We start from the raw sequence: 19,732 nt of genomic DNA, 5'->3' as shown, positions 1-19,732 counted from the left end.
AGAATATTTTTGCAAAATTATTGTAGGTCATTGTTTTTGAATATTTAACCTATACCTGTTTTGCAAAGAATTTAACTGAAATAAAGGAGAGTTTATGGAAAGATTTGGTATTAAAACGTTTAAAATGAAAAATGGTGAGCGCTATTGCATTATAAAAAACAAGAAAACAGGTATCCCGGTATTTTATCCATGTTTATTTATTACAACGCAACTGAGAAATAGTAATGAATCGATAAAAACGATTGAGACTCAGGCAGGGTGTATCGCACTTTTTTATCGTTTTCTTTTTATACGTAACATAGACATTGAAGAGCGAATTCAAACAGCCAGATTCCTGGATAACAACGAAATTGATCTTCTGCGGGATTTTGTCGGGAAGAGGATGAGAACTGCGAAAGTGATTAATATCAAAGATCATCATCCTGGAGTATGCAGTGCGACAAAGTATATACGGCTTACGACAATAGCAAAATATCTCGAATGGTTGTGTCAGCTAACTATCAAAAATATAGATGATGGCTACAGGAAAATTTCCTACTTCGTGAAAAAAATAAAAGCCAGAAGGCCGAAGATAAAATACAGGAATTCAGAAGGCAACGTCTATAAAACAATCGAAGAAGAAGACCTGGAAATCCTTCTTTCAGTTATTGATCCTCAATGTGAATTGAATCCATTCGACAAAAAAGTTCGCCATAGAAATCAGCTTATAGTCATAATATTACATTCATTAGGGATAAGGTGTGGAGAGTTATTGAACCTGAGAGTTGAAGATATTGATTTTGCGGCGCAAATGCTTTTCGTAAGACGAAGGGCTGACAGTATTGAGGACACAAGAGTCAATCAGCCCCTCGTAAAAACGCTTGAAAGAAATTTACCCATGTCTGACGAACTTACCAGACTTCTCCATTCATATATTACAGGCGAAAGAAAAGCCAATATCAGAAAGAAAAAGCACGGATACCTTTTTATTACTCACAAAGAAGGAGAGACACGTGGCGATCCTCTGTCGGTTCCTTCATACCATAAGATCATTTACAGACTCAGAGGCATTGACTCAGGTTTAAGCCAGTTGACTGGACATAAGTTCAGACATACCTGGAACTATTTATTTTCGAAACTGATGGATGAAAGTACCGAGTATGTGAGTGAAGAGATGCAAGAGAAAATGCGTTCCAACCATATGGGTTGGGAGCCGGGTTCTGGAACAGCACAGACCTACAACAGACGGTTTATCGTTTCAAAATCAGAGGAAGCAGCCCTGGCAGTTCAGAAAGTTATTTTCCAAAAGCGCAGTGGGGTGTCTTATGAATAAATTAAATTTTCTGGACGCGCATCGAGATATCTTTCATGCAAAAAATGAAAGTTACACATTTGGATTGGATGATGAATTCTGGGAGTTAAGTAGAAATATAAAACTGAATGTGGGTGAGGTCACTAAAAGGTTGTCAGGCAACCTCAGGTTCGGCTATGTGAATACACTGAAATATTTCGCAGAAGAAATCAGCCCTGGTTCTGTTAAGCAAATTAACAGGGTTTTCATGAAATTCATTTCGTTTATGAGCTTTGATTCAATTGACGAAGCTGTAATGCTAACAACAAAATCAAGTGATAAGTTCTCGAATCAGGATCTCATTTGTCTCAGAATCCTAATCAAAAAATGGTATGAACTAGGTTTTGAGGGGATTACCAAAAATTGTGTAGACCTCGTTGATAACTGGACGATAAAAGACAATAAAAAGGGGGAGGTGGTTAAAAGACGAGACCCTTACCAGGGGCCTCTGACAGACATGGAGTTTGATAACTTTTACGATGCTGTCTCACGCGCATACCAGAAGGGGACGATATCCTATTCTGATCTGGCAATGGCTTTAATCACCATTCACACGGGCAGAAGAAGTTTACAAATCACACAGATAAAAACGAAAGATATCATAAAAGAAAGAGCTATAAACGAATGCTATATAAATATCCCCAGAATAAAGCAAGGTGAGAAGTATAGAGCCTCATTCAGGCGATTCAGAATTACAGATGAATTATTCAACATATTTAAAGAGCAGGCACGTATTGTTTCTGAGAGTTTTAGCAAGCAGATCGGTAGAAAACTCTCTGAGAAGGAGATATTAGAATTACCATTGTTTGTCTGTCAGGAAAGGCTTGAGGGGGTTGTTGAGTGTGAGAATTTACATGAGATTCTTTCTTCAGACAGACTTCATGCCTATGCGATAAAGTGCACTCAAACGCTCAAAAAAATAGCTACAACAGAGAACGTGATCTCGGAAAGGACGGGTGAAGTAATAAATATGAATGCCAGGCGGTTTCGCTATACCTTAGGAACCCGGCTTGCCAGAGAAGGTTATGGAGAAGTCGTCATAGGCGAATTACTTGATCATTCCACTTTAATGTATACAGGCGTTTATGTTCAGTCAGGTCCAGATAGTTTAAATAAAATCGAAGATGCCGTTTCAGTTGAGCTTGGCTACTACTCAAAGATGTTTCAGGGAATGCTGATTAACAAGAGTGAGGATAAATATCCCGGTGGCAGTATCAGGAATAATACTGGTGAAAAAACAGGACAATGCGGCAGTTGCAAATCCTGCACAGCATGTGTGCCCATCCCCTGTTACACCTGCATGCATTTCAGACCTTTTGTTGAAGGGCCGCATGAAAAATTACTCGAATATTTACTCGATGAGCGTAACAGGATTCAGTGCATAGTGGCTGATCCTATGACTACACAAATACTGGACAGAACAATTATTGCAGTATCAGAGGTGATAAATAAGTGCAAAGAAATTAAATCAAACCCGGAGGTGTCAAATGGATAATATCAAAAATGATAAAGTTAGAGTACTCGAAACGCGCAGGGAAAAACATTGCGCGCAGAAAATAGATGATTTTGTGAGCTACTGTCGGTTCACTCTCAATAAAAACGACCTTGTGAGATGGGAGAAGGTTAACTGGCCAAAAGTTTTCCTTTTCACTAAAACCCCTGTCAAAGGCGTAAAAAAAAGTTCTGTTATTGTAAATGAGCCCTTAGACAAGAATTTTATTGAGTTCGCTAAAAGCTATGTCCTTTACCACTACATGAATGGGGGCAAGAAAATCAATCAGCGTCTGAATATCGTTTTCAGAACACTTGAGGCCGCCCTATTGCGAGTCAATGGGCGGAGTCATATTCAGTACGTTAACCTCACTGTTCTGGACCAATGCGTTGTCACCTTAAAAAGCACATACACCAAAGCAGTAGCGCACGCCTGCGGCAAAGTACTGGAAGGACTGGTTTCATTTCTCAGAGAAAAAGAATTCCTGATCACTCAGTCACTGCTCTGGAAGAGCCCACTTAAAGCGCCGGAAGCAAGCCACAGGCTCACTAAAACTGCACAAGAAGCCCGTGAGGCAAAGTTACCTGACGAAGAGTCATTGAATGCTATCGCTGAAATCTTCGCACTTCCAGACGGTCAGCTTTCAGAAATGGACGTATTCATAAGCTCTGTCTTTGCGTTGCTTATGTGTGCGCCTTCCAGAGTAACTGAAATCCTGACGCTCCCTGCGGATTGTGAAATCCGTGAGGCGGACAGGGAAGGAAAGCTGAGGTATGGGTTGAGATTCTATTCCGAAAAAGGCTTTGGTGGAAATGTGAAGTGGATTCCAGAAGTCATGGTCCCGGTTGCTGAGATAGCTATCAGGAGGCTGAGGACTCTTTCAGAAAACGCCCGGACATATGCCGGGGAGATTGAGATTTCTGGTGAGGGCCGTGAGCTTTACCCAGACTTCCCCTGGTACGACAAAGAAAAGAACGTACGATACAGCAACGCACTATGTCTTCTGCTCCGGTATCAGCTCAGTGCAAGTTTAACGACGCAAAGATCTCTTTTCAGACCAACCGCCAATCTGGTCAGCGCCAATCTGGGAAGCACTGAGTATCGCAGGACGCACTCCATTTCTACGATTTTTGACAGGCACGGCTACAAAGGGTCAAAGGGGAATAACCTTTCACTCAGAAGTCATCAGGCAAGACACTTACTTAATACGATTGCACAACGTGGTGGGCTTGGAGATTTTGAACTAGCCAAGTGGTCAGGACGAGTGAGGGAGACACAAAACAGGACCTATAACCACGTCAGCCAGGAAGAGAAGGTCCAAGAGTCAGTTAAGCGTGGTGTGCAGAATATTGGCATTAAACCAGAAAACACCACCCCAAGAGCTATAGCAAACCCTTCATGGCGTATTGATGTCAAAGATACAGGCCACGCAGCCATTCACGTGACAGAGTTTGGCTACTGCACTCATGACTACGTAATCTCTCCGTGTACGAAGTTCAGGGACTGTATCAATTGCAGCAATCATGTGTGCGTGAAAGGGGACAAAGCCTCGCTAGGCAGGCTGGAAGCTACTGCGGCCTACACAGAGCAGCTCCTTGAAAAGGCAAAGGTTGATATGGAAGAGGAATACGGGGCTGACAAGTGGGCGGCCTATCACGAAAGAACTCAAGCAAGACTTCTGGATTTGATAGCGTTACTCAAAAGCAAAAATCTTGAGGACGGGGCGATGGTAAGACTGGAGGGTGATGATTTTACACATATGAAAAATCTCACAGGCGCGAGCAGAAATGAACTGATTGGAAATGAAAGGATTAATCATAATTAAAAGGAGAGTCATATGGCTAAACATCTAGATGATAAAGATATCAGCATAATTAAAAACACAATAGCAGGTTGGGACAGTGAGAAGTCAGGTAAGCTTTCATGGGAATATCTTTGTGATAGGCTTGAACCTCTGATTGGTAAGCGACCAACCCGTCAGTCACTGGGGCGTCACAAAGATATTGTCATGGCTTTCAATATTAAGAAGAAAAATATTAAGTCTGGAAACGATGAAGAAAAACGGCCAGCTAATTTAAAAATGGCCTCACAGCGTATCAGTAATCTCGAATTCAAAAATAAGGTACTGGCAGAAGAGCTAAGGAGTCTGGAAGAGAGGTTTGTTGTATGGCAGTTTAATGCTATTAATCACGGACTCAGTTTTGAACAACTTAATAATGGATTGCCCAGGATAGACAGGGAAACAAATGCTGATTAAATATTTAGTTGCGCAGATATTGCGCAATTAAAATTATATGTTATCTTGTATATACAACCAGGGAGTGGTTGATCAATTTTGCAAGGACGCAATCTATGAAAAATACAGACGCTCTTTCAAGGGAAGAAAAGTTACTTTTGCTTTTACAAATGTTCATTGAGAGATTAAAAAAATCAGGTTTTGCTCAGGACAAGATAATTAGATATATCTGGCTATTCTGTGTCGGCTACTACATTAAGTACTACCTTCCACAATCTAAAACAGAACGTGCAGATCGTTTTACGATCATATCTATGCTTTCAAACGCTCTTAAATCGAGTTCCCCAAGAATCATTTTAAAGTTAGGGTTTGATCATGATATTTATTGTTTTTTTCATATTTTGATTTTTTACGTATTAGATAATGAAGAAGATGCGGAGGAGCTTTATCATCAAGAACGTGTTAAATATGAAAGAAAGATATTAGAGCTTGGGGTGAACTTATTCAAAGGTAAAATAAATAAAAAATAATTAAAATGACTGACTATTGATAGATATTTTTTAATAAAATCATAAATAGCCAGCCATTTTTAAAGGTTAGTTAGAGGTAATTAGAATCTACTTGGCCATAATCTATGCCTGAAAAAGATGAGTGTATTTTTTTTGCCAGTGAATGATCTAAATTATTTTCAGTTAAGCATTTTAATCTAAATCCATGATATAAAGAAATATTACTATCATGAGGGTGAAATTGATACCAATTACCTTTAAAGAAGGAGTATATCCTTTTACCGATCAAAATTCCGTTGCACAGTGCAATTTGCGCTTCTGAGTCAGAAAGATCCATTGCACTAGCTTCCTCACCATTTAAAAATCTAGTTTCTTTTTGGTGTTTTTCATTATGTTCATATTTTCTTAATATCTTGTCAATATCAGATAATGAACTATAATTCATGATTTTTTTTATACCATAAATAGAACTCTTTATTTCAATGTTCGTAGTATCACTAAAAGTCCATCCTTTAGCAGATATGACTAAAGAACCACACACTGAACTACTGGCATCATCAAAACAAGTTTCTTTTAGACAGGTTTTTAGCTTATCTTCAATTGTATCATTTATGTTTATATGTTTATCTTCGCAATGAGGTCTTTTCATTAAAACTTCGATCATTAATTTTCTAAGTTTTTCTTCATCACTATTTTTAGCGTCGAGTTTAAAAATAATATCATGTATAGTCATGTCATGAGTAATGTACTTATTTTTAAGGCTTTTTGTTATATATCCCTTTTTTTCCGAAGCAACTGATTTTGCATGAGAAAAAGCAATAATCATTTCTTGGATAATTTTTTTTGCTTGCTCAAAATTTTGTGCTTGAGACGATATTGAAACATCGTTAAGAAATAGTTTCATTAGAACAGCCTCATCAGATCTTTTTCTGCTTGATCAAAAAAACCTTCATCGATATCGCTAAGATCACCTTCTGATGAGATTTTAATTTCTGTAATTAGACGCTCTCTATTCACATTTTTTATAGAGTTTATAGTTACTAAATCATTTGGCAGTGACTTTTCTTTTATAGTTGCACGCATGCCATTAATTATATGGTCACTATGAGTTTCTATTATTACTTGTATATTGCAAGTTGAAGCCAATGTTAAAAACTCTGCTAATGCTGATTGTGCAGATGGATGTAAATGAACCTCCGGGTTTTCAACAATCAATATGCCATTTTCATTTGTACATAAAGCAGCAAGTATGATGGGCAATACATAGCTTACTCCAAATCCGGTATTTACAGGTCTTACAGCATTCAAAGTACCATTTGTTGGAAAAGCATTAGCAACTTTATCCATATCAGGAAATTCGCTCAATTTTATATCGAATTCGGGCACTATTTTTTTCATTGCTTCTTTGAAAGCAATCTCTAACTTAACACTACTATTTGTCAGGTGTTGACTAATTAAACGCGCAAGTTTTTGATTTGGAGCAGCCACATCTTGATATCTTATTAATTCAGAGATGGCAAATTCACCATATATACCGAAATTAATATTAGATGTGTCGTGATTAATCTCATAACTATTTTGTGGCGCAAGACGATAAGCACTCAGATAATGAAAGCTTTTATGAAAAAAATCTAGCTCAGTTTTTACATTACTATTAATTGAAATATAATATTCATCAGTAATTGTTTCAGAAAGTTTAGACTCAAAACTTACATCATCGACTTTAATTGAGAGACACTCTCCATCTGCATCGTGGTTAATAAAATCACTTACATGCCCAGCTGAAAAATACTCACCATTAAGGAATATTTTATTTTTCTCAAATTTATGCTTATTATAATTCTGTCTTAAAATTAATAAACATTGTATAGCAGTTGATTTGCCAGCCGAGTTTGCTCCGCAGAAAATCGTTAGAGGAGAGAAATTGAAATTGGCATCTTTAAAACACTTTACGTTTTTAATATGTAAATTGCTTATCATTGAAATCCTCTTTAAGTTCCTTGTAAATTAGAGATGAACTTCTACCTAAATCGAAAAACTTAGGTACTCTTTTTTCCATGATGTCATAAATGTTATTATTTTTAATTGCAGCAATGAAATAGTTAATAAAACGTTCCATACTTAATGATTCATGGCCGCCAAAAGAAAGCCGTTCCTTAATGCAATTTATATTCAACGTGGCATAAAAATAAAGAGGTGAAATTTTATTTGTAATTTCCTTGATGTGTTCACCTAATCCAAACTTCAAGCCTTCACGTTCGTGAATTAATATAGTTACCCGATCCATTAAGTCTATAATTGTTTCATTTCTAAACGGAGCGCTAATGATATTATGCTTAATAAAAACAATACAGATTAAATAAAGAAGAAAACTATCAATTTCTAAAGAACCAATCATGGGATCATAACTTCTGTTAAAGCTTGTAAAGTTAATAACTCCATTCAGATTGTTAGCTATTTCTTTCAAATAAAGCGAAACATCAGGGTATGCATAATTTCTTGCGGATTGTGCGTTAAATTTATAATCGTTGGAATGAATGCGTTTTAAAAACTCTAACTTTAAAAAAGCTGGCGTATCATAACTTGTAATGATAAAGCTTAATGTATATCTATCAGATATTATGTTTTTATCTCTAAAGCTTAAATCATTGAATACCTTCCCATCTAAATGAGAATATATTGATAGACCTCGCAAAGGATATCTATCAAGCATGAAGTCACAAATGGAATTTAGCCTTTCAATACCATCTAAAGCAAACCATTGACCATCATTGTTCTCTTCACAAAAAATAGAATTTGTGGGTATTCCCAATAATGTGGACTCAATAAATTTACTTTTTCTTACTTGACTCCAGTTCTCATGGCCTTTGAATTGAGAGTGTATATCTAAACTTCCGTTCAGTTTTTTTCGGAGTATAAGTGAGGCTGAAAGGTCTAATCTTTTGTATCTAAACCCTCCTTCTATAATATTTTGGTAGAAACCATCACTCATAATTCCCTCTTTTTTTTATAGAAAACCATTCATTTTAACATGACTTTTGCATGGAAATCAATTTCTACATTTAGTTTATTAAGGTGAATTTTGACTTATTAACTGCTTGAATATCAACTACGAACTTTTTGAAAATTAAAAACTATAGTAATTTACTAAGGATAAAAAAATATTTCGGGGATGTTATCCTAGTTGTATACCATGAATAATATAGATTCTATGAAAAAATAAAATTTTAAATTAATTTCTTCATGATTAATCTAATGGCATATTTGAGTTTTTTGAGTTATTAAAAAAAACTATAACTCTTTACTTTCTTTGATGTCCCAACTCGACTGGCTTTCGGCACCTTTGCCGCCGCTTGCTGACTGTTCCCAGTACTGTGTTTTAACTTTTGAAGCCTGGAACTGATATGTGATTCCGATCAGATCACGACTTGTAGTGCCATTGAAAATCACATTGGTGATAAGGACGTCTTCAAGCGTAATACGGCAATACTCGATCTGGCTGCCTCCGGCCTTACATACTGAAAGCTCTAGCTTACCTACATGCTTGCCGTTAGAGACATAGCGCATGATTGCAGGAGTTGCTTTGTCTATGTGGGCCTGAACCGAGAGATCGCGATACTGAACTTTTCCTGCACCACCTCCGCCTCCAACTACCATGTTGCCTGGCTGGTTAGCGCCCCATGTGAAAGATTCAATCGCAATCCAGCCTTTATGATTACTGTCCTGTGATTCACCTTTAATGCCATCAATTTTCAAGAAGAGATCTGTGCTCATGGCTGGTCCTTTTTCTTTCCCTGAGAAGGGTAATCTGATTAAATAAACTTAATGATACGTATAATGACATAAAGGCACAGTCATGGACTACTGGAAACCAGACCGATTCAAGGATTACTTTCTGACTATGGCTCATGCTGAGGCAAATCAGGTGGTTAGCAATGCTAATCACCTTTCTCACATCTACCTTAAAGACGGATTTAATAGGTTACAGTTCCAAGATAACGTTAAAGCTTTCGTTAACGCTCAGCTTAACGTTATCCGTTCTGGCTCCACTGATGATCAATGCCAGGAATCCATCCAGAATCTCAAAAAGGAAAATGAGTACCTTACGATTCAGGACAGAATGCTAAGAGCAGGAACAGCTGCGGTTCATGCTTCGGTGCAGTTGGTCAGGAATGGAGATTTTTGGGGCTATGTGATCAATGGCGTTGGGGTAGTGCTAAGCGGTATGCAGGTAATAGCCGGTGTATCAGTGATCGGTGCTTCCCTTGCGTCAGGGACAATCATAGGTTCTGCCTTTGGCGGAATGTTGGTTCTGCATGGACTCAACGGTTTCCAGGAGTCAGTTGAGAACCTGGTGTATGGCAAAACTGATAGTGTAGGATTACTCAAACAGGGTTATGTAGCAACAGCCGAGTTTTTAGGGTTCGATCAGAGGGTTGGGCAGTTAGCATACAGTTCAATGGACCTGGCACTGTCTCTCTATGGTATCGTGCGTCTGGTACAAAAACCTGAGGCCTGGCGTCTCTACTATTTCCTTAATACCGACTACGTTCGCGGAATTAAGGAAATGAGCAGAAAAGAGCTGTTCATTGAAGTCTATAATGACGCTTCAGCCATTAAATCAATCTCTGATACTTACAAAGAGTGACCATGCTTTTTCATGAATCTGTAAGCTTTAAATGCAGGTTTCAAAGGGACGAATATATATAAAATAACGAAACCTGCTACAAGCGTGATTGAATACGAAACAAGGTTTTCTTGTGTACCACTGCGAAAGGTATAGATGAGCCCTGCGAGAAGGATTGCTATTAATATCATTGAAACTATGAATCTCTTCTTTAACTGTGAAAGGAGCCAGGGATAAGGATAACCGTCTTTCTCAGCATGCTGACGTATCACAGAGACTTCTTTTGGTGTAAACCCCTCTTTTACAAGCATTTCTTCGATTTGCATTTTGTTCATAATAAGCGTCATTCATTTGTCTTAAGATAGTCTGATTGTAACTCATTACCTAAGCCCTATACAAACCGGACAGGCCTTTGAAAGGCTTCTGGTTTTTTATTTTTTTTGAATGGTTCCCTGGTGCTAACACTTGCGCATAAAAAAGTACTTTGAAATTCCGATGAAAAATGAAATTGTTAATTATTGGATTCAATTAAGGTGATACTTTCCAGTTCCCATTATTTTTCGTGAATTTGAATTCAGCAACAGTTTGCTTCTCGCCCATGAGTGGTAGTGTTATGTCAGTATCCACTTTGCATAGGTATGTACCTTTTGCCTCTGACTCCTTACAAGAAACCTTTTCTGCTTTGTTCAGAGTCGTGAGCATGTCTTTGCTGTTCTCACCGAACCGTTGTCTGGCTTGCTGGTTCGTGTGCTCAATGTTTTCCTGCATAGCTTTCTGGATTTCGGAAGAGGAAGGCTCACTGTCGCAGCCTGTAAGTAAAGCCGCCAAGGACAGGACTGCAACTATTGAAAGTTTATTCATTTCTTAATCCCTTATTTGATATTGATGATTATTGTGTTGCTGTGGATTTAATCAGTGTCTGGTCAAAAATTTCACACCACTGCTTCAACTGCATTTCCGTATCACGGATCCCTCGTTCATGGTGGAACCGGCCTTTACGGGGGTGAAATTTTATCTGCCACTCCGGGCATTCAATGTCTCTCACCTGGATAAAGAATCCAGAGCTCTCGAAGTTTTTAAGGCGGGTAAGGTTGTTGTGACCCTTCGCTCCCGCCATACCAACTAAATCAAAAGCTACGATTTCACCTCCAACGGCTAAGTGATATCGCCAGCCTTTGACGTCACTGAACTTGTAAGCTTTCTTGCGCTTACCAGCTTCCAGGGTCAGCAACTCGCGATTCGTATCAATGGTCATTTTGGTGTTCTGGAATTCATGGCTCCACAATCCGTTGTCATTGACGTTCAGCAGGTCGATAGTCGAGGCATTTGCTCTTTTATGTGTGTATGACACATATGCCGTAAGGAGTAAGAAGAAGGCAGGTAATGTCCACATGAACAGGAAACCTGCAGTGTCCTTGGGGTTTGAATCAGTCAGTATCCAGACAATCACCAGTACAACAATCCATAACCTGATAGAACGAAAGAAAGAAGGTTTACGAACTTTCTGACCATTCAAAGCCGCTGTGTACATTTTATATACCTTTGACATTATGTGATTCATAACTAGCTGATTGGTAACTGCTTTTAGGACGCATTTTTGAACGAGTTCAAAACTTAAGCAAATCACTTGTACCGATCGATGATTCTATTTTGATAGGTATTGACTATTATATGTAGTTTATCGATCTGTAAAAACGATCAATTGTTTGTGCAAATAAGAACTTAGGCTGGAAAATTGCGTTGAGGCAGGAGGTTAACGAAAGGGCATTGTTATGCGCTCAGCCAGTATTTCGCTGTTACCTGGTAGTTCAGATAACGCAGGTTCAGCTGAGAGGACTGCATGAATTGTCGAAAATGAGGATTTTCTGTGGAGAAGTGTTTTGCCTGTCTTCTTCAGCATGTCTGTGAAAACGGCCAGGTAAGGAATGCTCAGCAGCCATCTCAATACCCTTGTCATGAAGAAGTCAGCACTGCTGGTTTGCTCGCATGCCATACGTGTAATGCTGAGGGGTATTTTTAATGGTCAACAAAAACTGGTCACAGCTTTAAAGTTTTTCCAGAATAATCGCTTTGATTCATTGGGTGTTAAGCCACCGTTATATTGGTGAGGTCTGAGCTTGCTGTAATAACCAATGATGTAATTCGTTAATGATCTATTTGCTTCGCTAAAATTAGCGTATCCACAGTTCGGTACCCATTCTGATTTCAGGCTGCGAAAAAATCGTTCCATTGGGCTGTAGTCCCAGCAGTTTCCCACGTCGACTTATGCCTTGCTTTTGCGATAGCGCCACAGTAACAGTCTGAATTTCCTACTTTTATAGTGCATTGCCTGCTCTGAATGATACATAACGTCAGCCGGTTTTCCCCTGACTTCCCAAGCCATCGTTTATGCTTTTCCTATCAGACCTGAGTCCGGAGAAAACGACATCGTTCAGCCTATTGGCTTGCGGGAAAATAAATCCAGAACAACTGCCAGATAAGCCCAGCGTTTGCCCGTCTAGATGCAGGTCACGTAGCCGCACCAAGTCTGATTATGTTTCGTTGCTGCAAACTGACGATCCAGATGATTAGGGATATCCACATGCTCTTTTGTGGTTATTTTGTAGCGATGCTCCGGCCATCGTGGATTTACCGACATTCATTGCCGTTGCAGCAGAGGCAACGGTGTAATGCTGATCGAGTACAAGCTGGGCAGCCTCAAGTCGGAACTCTGGGCTAAAATTGCGTCTGTTAAGTCCGGTCATAATGTCACCTGTTTTGACTATGATGCGATGATATCACCTCTATTCAGGTGCCCAGATTTAGTATTCCACTAGAGGAGCAGGACACCCTCAAACCCCATATAGGTTGTTTTGGTGCAAAATAAAAAATAAAGCCTCTAAGATAAATCCTATTACATTATTAAAATCATGTACTTAATGGATTTTAAGCCAAAAAAAACTTCTCTATTACATGAGCTTAGCTTCAGCTATAATAAAACTTGACCCGCTCATATGAGGATTACTAAATGAACAACCAGAAAGCAACTCTTGTAGCAGTAAAGAAGAATCTTAGCCCTGTATTGGAGCGTCTGATGGATGAGGTTAGAAACAATAACCAAAACACTGTTAATGGAAGCTATGACCGCACACACAACCGCCACAACAGGGGGCAGTAAGTTAAATGTCTCGCTTGGATACCGTTTTAATAAAGACAGCTAGTCGATGTAACTTGGATTGTTCTTACTGCTATGTGTATCAAGGGAAAGATACAAGTTGGAAAAAACAGCCACGTAAAATGTCTTTAGATACAATAGATATCCTCGTAAAAAGACTGTTAGAGCAAAGTACGAAACAAGAAATTGGGTTTGCAATCGTTCTTCATGGTGGCGAACCCCTTTTACTTGGAAAGCAGGGTATGGAATACCTGCTAAAATCTTTAAGAGATACGTTTGATCCGGAAAATTATCCTATCAGTATCCAAACCAACGGAGCTTTGCTGAACAATGATTTTTTGGATCTCTTTTCAAAGTTCAGGGCTAATGTATCCATAAGTCTTGATGGAGATAAAAAAATAAATGACATATCAAGACTAACAACGAAAGGAAATAGTTCATTCGATAGTGTCATTGCAGCAATAGATTTGTTAAAAAAACATAGGGATTATGATTTTCTTTTCTCAGGAACGCTTTCAGTTATTCAATTAGAGTCTAGTGCTAAAGAGACATATAATTTCTTTAAAGGGCTAGATGTTCCCTCTATGGATTTTCTGCTACAAGATGGAAATAGGGATAGATTACCTAAAAATAAATACTCTTTAACATCAACTGAGTATGGCCAGTGGACAGCTGATCTACTAGATGAATATTTGAATGATAGCTCCCCAGTAAAAATACCATTTTTAGACGATATAATCAGGCTTTCCTTGGGGGGGGAATCTTTCAAAGAAGGAAAAGGATCGCAGAATTTTGGAATTTTAATTATAGAAACTGATGGTGAGATAAGGAAAAACGACACGTTACGATCATCTTATGACGGTGCCGATTTCTTCTCAATTAGAGAGAATATAAAACATACTAGTTTAGATAAAGTCCTGAATTCACAAGAATTCATAGACGTTTCTGACTTACAAAAACCATCATCAGAAATTTGTATCTCATGTCCCGATTTAAATGTATGTGGTGGGGGGATGCCATTGTACAGATGGAGCGATGATAATGGATACAATAACCCATCGGTTTACTGCGCAGATCACGCTTTTTTAATAAGAAAAGTCAAAAAAATAGTTGGGAGTGTATAATGATACCGTCAAAAATAACGTTAAACAAAAACCCATATAAATACTTCAGTACTCAATCAACATTAAGCAAAGATGAAGAGCTTTTAATAATTTCATGGATGGAAAAACTAGCTCCATGGAAATTAAAAGTGACAGACTTTTACCAACAGTATGAATTTAGTTTGCAGCATATAAAACTCCCACCAGAGATATCTTTTTTGACTGAAAAGGAATTTATTTACAACTTAAAAGATAAAGTAGAGTCAATATTCTCAGTGATTTTATCAGATGAGATTGATGTGGTAGCTCATAAGTTAGAGAAGAACCAAACCATTAAAATACATAACGACATGAGAGATGTTGAAAACAGGGAGACACACAGAATACTGTTTCAATTAAACAAAAACTTTCAAGAAGAAAATGGTGGGTTTCTCCTAATTTTAGATGATCAAGAGATAGTTGAAGTTATCCATCCAGTATCGGGAAGTGTTCAGGGCTTTGAGATATCTAGTAAATCAAATCATGCAGTTAGCACAGTCCATAATGGGGAGAGATTGACTATAGTTTATTCATTTAGATCAATCGTTAACAGCCTTAAATCAACTTAGATTTTCTATAAAAATAATTTATCCGACTAACACCTTCAGTTTCCTATGGTTTTTAACCGATAGAGAGTCTTTAGATATACGTTTTGGAGTTTAACTCCCGTTGGTGAAAAACATTCTAAGCGCCCTTTAAAATCCAAATTGTATCGCCATCCGATTATTGAGCTAAACGGATACGTTTTTTCTTTCCTACCATTCTTAATCGTAATAGTTTGCTGCTTCTCATTAGACTGCAGCTTTAAGTCGTTGAATTCATGGCTCTTGATGCCGTCGTTGCCTTGGGTGGAGGAATCAAATGTAGGAGCATTGTCTTTCTTGTGTTTTGTAGCTAATCCCTGCGGTTACTAGAAGGAAAAAAGCAGGAATGCGCCAGAGATAAGTATTCACATTGCGTCAGTCGGTTTTGCCTAGAGAACGATTAAAACTGCCACGCCGATTGTGAACCAGACTCTGATCGAACAGAAGTAAGAGGATTTTCTCAAACTAATGCTTCTCATGTTGAATTCCTTTTAAAACAATAGTTGAGGTATAAGTGGTTCGTAACTGACTGATTGGTCCATGCTTTTACTAAGCTTTTTTGGTTAAGCTCAAAACTTAAGCAAATTGCTTGTACCGATCGTTAGATCTTTTTTGATAGCTAAAAGTTGTCATAAAATTTATTATTGATCTGTGAAAACGATCAATTGTTTTGTATATTGAAGTGCTTATGCAGGAAAGATGATGTTCTTAATACAGTTGGTTAATAAGGTGTGTATGAGCTTTTTATGAAATATTCAGTAACTTCGTTTGAGGTTTTAACGTCAGGCTCGGCTGAACTCACCGCGTTGATAACGGAAAATGAGGATTTTCTGTGGAGAAACGTTTTACCTGTCCCTTTGAGCAATTTTGCGAATGCTACGAGGTACGGAATACTCATTAGCCACTTCATGACTGCTGTCATGAGGTAGTCTTTGTTGCTGGCTGATTCCATTACTGTTAGCACAGTGCTGGCAGGTATATCTGCCTCGTAGGTTTCCGTTGCTACAACTCTCTGTTCATGCTCTGGAGGACGAGTAATAACGTCTTTTACCATGGCAGCATTCAATGACAGCCTAGTATCCTCCTTCGTAGTTTCTGTTACTAAATCACTCTTCTCATTATCTCCTATGGACGAAGCTTTCAAAGCAAAGAGCAGAGGATTGTCACGTTCAGGTTCGTAGCGAAGCTTCTCTTGCAGGTTGGCCCATGAGTAAGACTTTCCCAGCTGGGAAGCTTTGAAGGCGATCCCGGAGTATTCGAATGAGAAACCATTCATACGACCCGTAGAGGAAATATTGGGTATGATCGTTATACCGTTCTCAGTAAGTGCTTCAACGAAGCCCAAGATATTAATGGCACTCGTAAGGAGTTCGTCGATAGTGTTCTGTAAGAACGTCTTAGGCGTTGGCTGACCTTCGCGCTTCTCTTTCTGTTGCTCGTTGCGGGACAGCTTCTTGCGCTTGCTCGCAGGGTAAGGAACATGTGAAGGAGAGGGGCCTTTGGTTCTGGTCAGGTCATATGCCAGCTCAAGCTCCTGGATTATGCGGGTACTCGCAAGGTTTTCATTCCTGCCCAGGTAAAGCTTACCCCCAACTAAGTCGACTCTGCTGGCAATGATATGAATGTGCTGGCCGGCCTCATCGTCATGTAGGACATAACAACGTAGGTGCGTCTCACAGAACCCCATGCTATTCATATAGTCGTCGGCAAACACAACCCACTGTTTTGACCTGCCCCCAAGATTAGATACAACCTTCAGTTAGTAATGTCGGTTGGTTTTTCTTCATATTTCCCGTTTCGCCAGTCCGCTGCAAATTCAGCTGGCGTCTGGTAATCCAGCGATGAATGTGGACGGCACTCGTTATAATCCTGCCGCCAGTCGTTAATGATTTTCCTGGCGTGAACGATATCGCTGAACCAGTGCTCGTTCAGGCATTCATCTCTGAATCGGCCGTTAAAGCTCTCAATAAATCCGTTCTGTGTCGGCTTGCCCGGCTGGATAAGCCGTAGTTCCACACCATGCTCAAAAGCCCATTGATCGAGCGCGCGGCAGGTAAATTCCGGGCCCTGATCGGTTCTTATCGTAGCCGGATAACCGCGAAACAACGCGATACTGTCCAGAATACGCGTGACCTGAACGCCTGAAATACCGAAAGCAGCGGTGATCGTCAGACACTCCTTCGTGAAATCATCCACACAGGTCAGGCACTTGAGCCTGCGACCGTTGGCCAGTGCGTCCATAACGAAATCCATCGACCATGTCAGGTTCGGCGCATCCGGACGTAGAAGCGGAAACCGTTCGGTCGCCAGCCCTTTACGGCGTCGTCTGCGTTTTACGCTCAGTCCATTAAGGTGGTAAATACGGTATACCCGCTTGTGATTGACGTGAAGGCCCTCCCGACGCAGTAGCTGCCAGATGCGCCGGTAACCAAAACGTCTGCGTTCAAGCGCCAGTTCAGTGATACGCCCTGATAAATGTGCATCAGCAGATGGACGCTGAGCGTCATAACGGCAGGTCGACAGGGACAAACCTGTAAGCCTGCAGGCACGACGTTGCGACAGACCGGTCGCATCACACATAAACTCAACGGCTTCCCGCTTCTGGCCTGTCGTCAGTACTTTCGCCCCAGAGCCACCTGAAGCGCCTCCTTATCCAGCATGGCTTCGGCAAGTAGCTTCTTGAGGCGGGCGTTCTCCTCTTCAAGAGATTTAAGCCGCTTCACCTCAGGGACTTCCATGCCACCAAACTTCTTGCGCCAGGTGTAGAAAGTGGCATCGGAAATGGCGTGCTTACGGCAGAGCTCACGGGCAGAAACCCCGGCTTCCGCTTCGCGAAGAATACTGATGATCTGTTCGTCGGAAAAACGCTTCTTCATGGGGATGTCCTCATGTGGCTTATGAAGACATTACTAACATCGGGGTGTGTTAATCAACGGGGAGCAGGTCAGTTTCGCTGTGAGGGATTCACCCTGTGGGAGGCGAAGCGAGTTGTGCCATACAGGTTTGACAACGTCAGAGCGAAGTGAAGCAGAAGCGCTGAACTCAGCTATCAACTCAGTTGCTGAAGCGCCCAACATGTTCCCGCCGATAACAACCGGATCTGTTTTATGGTGCGTTCCAGGCTTTAATGCGTATAGGACAACCCCAGTAAAACTCTTACCTCGCTTGATCTTCTGCATACCCTTCATGAGAGGGGATACTCCAAAGATCGGTTGTAATGAGGCGAGAGCGGAGCTCACTGATTTGACGTTTTACAGCGAAGAGTTCTGTCTTTGTCAGCGAGCTACATGATTGCTTAGTATTTAGGTGTTTAATAATTTCGTTAAGCCTGTGATTTATCTCACCCAACATTTTCCATGCTGCTCTGTTGATCTCAGGAACGACAACAGGTTGGTTTTTCATGAAGCACATGCGAAGCCATTCGCTTTTAGCATATCCTTTGCGCTCATGCTCCAATCTATTTAGCTCTGAGTTATTTAATCTGACGCTGACGCAATGAATACGTAGGTTTTCTGCAAGGGGAGGGTAGTATATATCTCTCATAGAAGCTCCATTTCTAAAAATAAGCATATTCCTTATGCCTGATCTATTTATAACCGATAGCTAAATTATGTCAACGATGTGGGTTTTGACTTCCCTTTTTCAACCGAAGGGCAGAAAAAGCAAGGCAACTCAGCTTCGCTGAGTTAGCCCTTGCTAAAAATATTTGCATATAATTGCAATCAATGGTAGATGATTTAATATATAAAATATAGGAGACTAAATTATGGGTATAAAAATAAGTTCGCTTTTTCAACGTGTTTCATTGCTAAAGGTTTTAATGGCGGTAACTGTTCTTTTAATATTAGATGTGGTTCTATATAAATATATATTATCTTTAGAGATGACTATGTGGAAAGGTATAGCTATTGGAGTGTTGGAGATACTAATATATATGTCTGCTTTGGTTCTTATATTATCTTTTCCTGTTTATTTTCTCTTGGCTTTAGATGATTACCAAGAGAAAATGAAGAAGGTGAAATTTAATAAAATTTGATTTCCTACTTTCCTTTGACAGCCCTTCGTGCTTCTAAAAAATCTTTAACAGAAAACAGGAATTTTATGCTTGCGAATGCTGAAAATGTCTCTAAAACCATAAATAAAAAAAGTGACTGACCAATAGATAAAGTAGTATCTATATTTCCCTCTAACTCTTTTTTATTAATGTATACTAGATATTCGGCAATGCTACTATTCATGTTGAAAATCTTGAGTAAGATTAGTGCTGCTGCGACAAGAGATGCTAACAATGTCACCATATCAGTTAGTTTTTTCAAGTAATTGAAATTTTCAGGTGTGCTATATGCCGAAAAATTGTAAAAAATCCAACCGTAAAGTATGGGCATGAGTACAATAATCCAGTAATTTGCAGCGTTTGAGAAAAACCTAAAAATAAAGAAGAACAAAGCTAAAATGAAAAAAGGCAACAGAATTTTTAGTGATAGGGAAAGCCAGCCAATAGGCTTCATGATTTTTTTTGCAGTATTGGATGACTGCGTAACCTTTTCTATATTTACAACTCCATTAATATGAAGGTTGTCTATGTTCCCTTCGATTTTCAGAGTGTTTTTACTGTTTTTTTCCATTAATTAGACCTCATGTAAAGTGATTTTCAAAGT

21 protein-coding genes and 2 pseudogenes are annotated in these 19,732 nt (G+C 39.4%); 10 read left to right on the top strand and 13 right to left on the bottom strand.

What is annotated here, in order from left to right; genetic code table 11:
• The first annotated feature begins 94 nt into the window (after nt 1-94).
• The 5 genes from AC6I8J_RS12740 to AC6I8J_RS12720 all read left to right on the top strand — a co-directional run bounded on the left by AC6I8J_RS12740 (nt 95) and on the right by AC6I8J_RS12720 (nt 5,588).
• Nucleotides 95-1,312, top strand: coding sequence for a tyrosine-type recombinase/integrase (locus AC6I8J_RS12740; protein WP_440829100.1), 1,218 nt, complete (start codon nt 95-97; stop codon nt 1,310-1,312).
• Nucleotides 1,305-2,825, top strand: a complete 1,521-nt coding sequence (locus AC6I8J_RS12735) for a site-specific integrase (RefSeq protein ID WP_497825439.1) — start codon at nt 1,305-1,307, stop codon at nt 2,823-2,825. Before AC6I8J_RS12740 ends, AC6I8J_RS12735 begins: the two co-directional genes overlap by 8 nt.
• Complete coding sequence (locus AC6I8J_RS12730) at nt 2,818-4,647, top strand: hypothetical protein (protein ID WP_497825438.1); 1,830 nt, start codon at nt 2,818-2,820, stop codon at nt 4,645-4,647. Before AC6I8J_RS12735 ends, AC6I8J_RS12730 begins: the two co-directional genes overlap by 8 nt.
• A gap of 12 nt (nt 4,648-4,659) precedes the next feature.
• A complete protein-coding gene (locus tag AC6I8J_RS12725; protein WP_497825437.1) occupies nt 4,660-5,079 on the top strand; it encodes a hypothetical protein in 420 nt (139 codons plus the stop codon).
• A gap of 95 nt (nt 5,080-5,174) precedes the next feature.
• Nucleotides 5,175-5,588: a hypothetical protein gene (locus tag AC6I8J_RS12720; protein ID WP_497825436.1), complete on the top strand. Its 414-nt coding sequence runs from the start codon at nt 5,175-5,177 to the stop codon at nt 5,586-5,588.
• Between the two features lie 70 nt (nt 5,589-5,658).
• Here AC6I8J_RS12720 and AC6I8J_RS12715 read toward each other — a convergent pair whose 3' ends face one another.
• The 4 genes from AC6I8J_RS12715 to AC6I8J_RS12700 form a co-directional block, all read right to left on the bottom strand.
• Nucleotides 5,659-6,471, bottom strand: a complete 813-nt coding sequence (locus tag AC6I8J_RS12715; protein WP_346443071.1) for a hypothetical protein — start codon at nt 6,469-6,471, stop codon at nt 5,659-5,661.
• Complete coding sequence (locus tag AC6I8J_RS12710; RefSeq protein WP_346443073.1) at nt 6,471-7,547, bottom strand: AAA family ATPase; 1,077 nt, start codon at nt 7,545-7,547, stop codon at nt 6,471-6,473. The genes AC6I8J_RS12715 and AC6I8J_RS12710 overlap by 1 nt, the downstream gene beginning before the upstream one ends.
• The gene (locus AC6I8J_RS12705) at nt 7,525-8,559 is read right to left on the bottom strand and encodes a DUF262 domain-containing protein (protein WP_346443075.1); all 1,035 of its coding nucleotides are present in this window, start codon (nt 8,557-8,559) and stop codon (nt 7,525-7,527) included. The genes AC6I8J_RS12710 and AC6I8J_RS12705 overlap by 23 nt, the downstream gene beginning before the upstream one ends.
• A gap of 299 nt (nt 8,560-8,858) precedes the next feature.
• Nucleotides 8,859-9,341, bottom strand: a complete 483-nt coding sequence (locus AC6I8J_RS12700; RefSeq protein ID WP_497825435.1) for an Hcp family type VI secretion system effector — start codon at nt 9,339-9,341, stop codon at nt 8,859-8,861.
• An 82-nt stretch (nt 9,342-9,423) separates the two neighbouring features.
• Between AC6I8J_RS12700 and AC6I8J_RS12695 the strand changes: the two genes are divergently transcribed.
• Nucleotides 9,424-10,215, top strand: a complete 792-nt coding sequence (locus AC6I8J_RS12695) for a DUF4225 domain-containing protein (protein WP_497825434.1) — start codon at nt 9,424-9,426, stop codon at nt 10,213-10,215.
• Here AC6I8J_RS12695 and AC6I8J_RS12690 read toward each other — a convergent pair.
• The 4 genes and pseudogenes from AC6I8J_RS12690 to AC6I8J_RS12675 form a co-directional block, all read right to left on the bottom strand.
• The gene (locus tag AC6I8J_RS12690) at nt 10,203-10,529 is read right to left on the bottom strand and encodes a hypothetical protein (protein ID WP_497825433.1); all 327 of its coding nucleotides are present in this window, start codon (nt 10,527-10,529) and stop codon (nt 10,203-10,205) included. The genes AC6I8J_RS12695 and AC6I8J_RS12690 overlap by 13 nt on opposite strands.
• 193 nt (nt 10,530-10,722) lie before the next feature.
• Nucleotides 10,723-11,055: a hypothetical protein gene (locus AC6I8J_RS12685; RefSeq protein ID WP_497825432.1), complete on the bottom strand. Its 333-nt coding sequence runs from the start codon at nt 11,053-11,055 to the stop codon at nt 10,723-10,725.
• A gap of 28 nt (nt 11,056-11,083) precedes the next feature.
• Nucleotides 11,084-11,725: a DUF4755 domain-containing protein gene (locus tag AC6I8J_RS12680; protein ID WP_497825431.1), complete on the bottom strand. Its 642-nt coding sequence runs from the start codon at nt 11,723-11,725 to the stop codon at nt 11,084-11,086.
• 492 nt (nt 11,726-12,217) lie between these two features.
• Nucleotides 12,218-12,811: pseudogene (locus AC6I8J_RS12675) on the bottom strand (IS3 family transposase); the annotation flags it as partial.
• A 390-nt stretch (nt 12,812-13,201) separates the two neighbouring features.
• Between AC6I8J_RS12675 and yhhA the strand changes: the two are divergent.
• From yhhA to yhhC, 3 genes are read left to right on the top strand one after another with little or no spacing between them, the layout of a single operon-like run.
• Nucleotides 13,202-13,351 carry a YhhA family cyclophane-containing RiPP gene (yhhA, locus tag AC6I8J_RS12670; protein ID WP_205317927.1) on the top strand — a complete coding sequence of 50 codons (150 nt, stop codon included), beginning with the start codon at nt 13,202-13,204 and terminating at the stop codon, nt 13,349-13,351.
• A gap of 5 nt (nt 13,352-13,356) precedes the next feature.
• Complete coding sequence (yhhB, locus tag AC6I8J_RS12665) at nt 13,357-14,472, top strand: cyclophane-forming radical SAM/SPASM peptide maturase YhhB (RefSeq protein ID WP_208002948.1); 1,116 nt, start codon at nt 13,357-13,359, stop codon at nt 14,470-14,472.
• Entirely contained in the window at nt 14,472-15,059 is a 588-nt protein-coding gene (gene yhhC, locus AC6I8J_RS12660; RefSeq protein WP_115765228.1) for a cyclophane-containing peptide 2OG-Fe(II) oxygenase YhhC, read from the top strand. Before yhhB ends, yhhC begins: the two co-directional genes overlap by 1 nt.
• A 736-nt stretch (nt 15,060-15,795) precedes the next feature.
• On the opposite strand, the gene AC6I8J_RS12655 is transcribed toward yhhC, so the two are convergent.
• From AC6I8J_RS12655 to AC6I8J_RS12640, 4 genes and pseudogenes are all read right to left on the bottom strand, one after another.
• The gene (locus tag AC6I8J_RS12655; RefSeq protein WP_497825430.1) at nt 15,796-16,788 is read right to left on the bottom strand and encodes a relaxase/mobilization nuclease domain-containing protein; all 993 of its coding nucleotides are present in this window, start codon (nt 16,786-16,788) and stop codon (nt 15,796-15,798) included.
• 41 nt (nt 16,789-16,829) lie between these two features.
• Nucleotides 16,830-17,950 (bottom strand): IS3 family transposase gene (locus AC6I8J_RS12650; RefSeq protein WP_145032956.1). Its coding sequence is split into 2 segments (ribosomal slippage): nt 16,830-17,692 and nt 17,692-17,950, totalling 1,122 coding nucleotides; the frame shifts between segments, so codons are not numbered across the junction.
• A 78-nt stretch (nt 17,951-18,028) separates the two neighbouring features.
• Nucleotides 18,029-18,262: pseudogene (locus tag AC6I8J_RS12645) on the bottom strand (relaxase/mobilization nuclease domain-containing protein); the annotation flags it as partial.
• The gene (locus tag AC6I8J_RS12640) at nt 18,231-18,617 is read right to left on the bottom strand and encodes a hypothetical protein (RefSeq protein ID WP_497825429.1); all 387 of its coding nucleotides are present in this window, start codon (nt 18,615-18,617) and stop codon (nt 18,231-18,233) included. The pseudogene AC6I8J_RS12645 and the gene AC6I8J_RS12640, both read right to left, overlap by 32 nt.
• 223 nt (nt 18,618-18,840) lie before the next feature.
• On the opposite strand from AC6I8J_RS12640, the gene AC6I8J_RS12635 reads away from it, so the two are divergent.
• Nucleotides 18,841-19,110 (top strand): hypothetical protein, encoded by a 270-nt coding sequence (locus AC6I8J_RS12635; RefSeq protein ID WP_089517155.1) that lies wholly within the window; start codon nt 18,841-18,843, stop codon nt 19,108-19,110.
• A gap of 4 nt (nt 19,111-19,114) precedes the next feature.
• Here AC6I8J_RS12635 and AC6I8J_RS12630 read toward each other — a convergent pair whose 3' ends face one another.
• Nucleotides 19,115-19,699, bottom strand: a complete 585-nt coding sequence (locus AC6I8J_RS12630) for a hypothetical protein (RefSeq protein ID WP_497825428.1) — start codon at nt 19,697-19,699, stop codon at nt 19,115-19,117.
• Nucleotides 19,700-19,732 lie beyond the last annotated feature (33 nt).

The sequence above is a fragment of the Pantoea sp. X-Soil-ISGK-355 genome, assembly GCF_059730805.1.
This window is presented reverse-complemented; position numbering and strand designations above follow the sequence as displayed.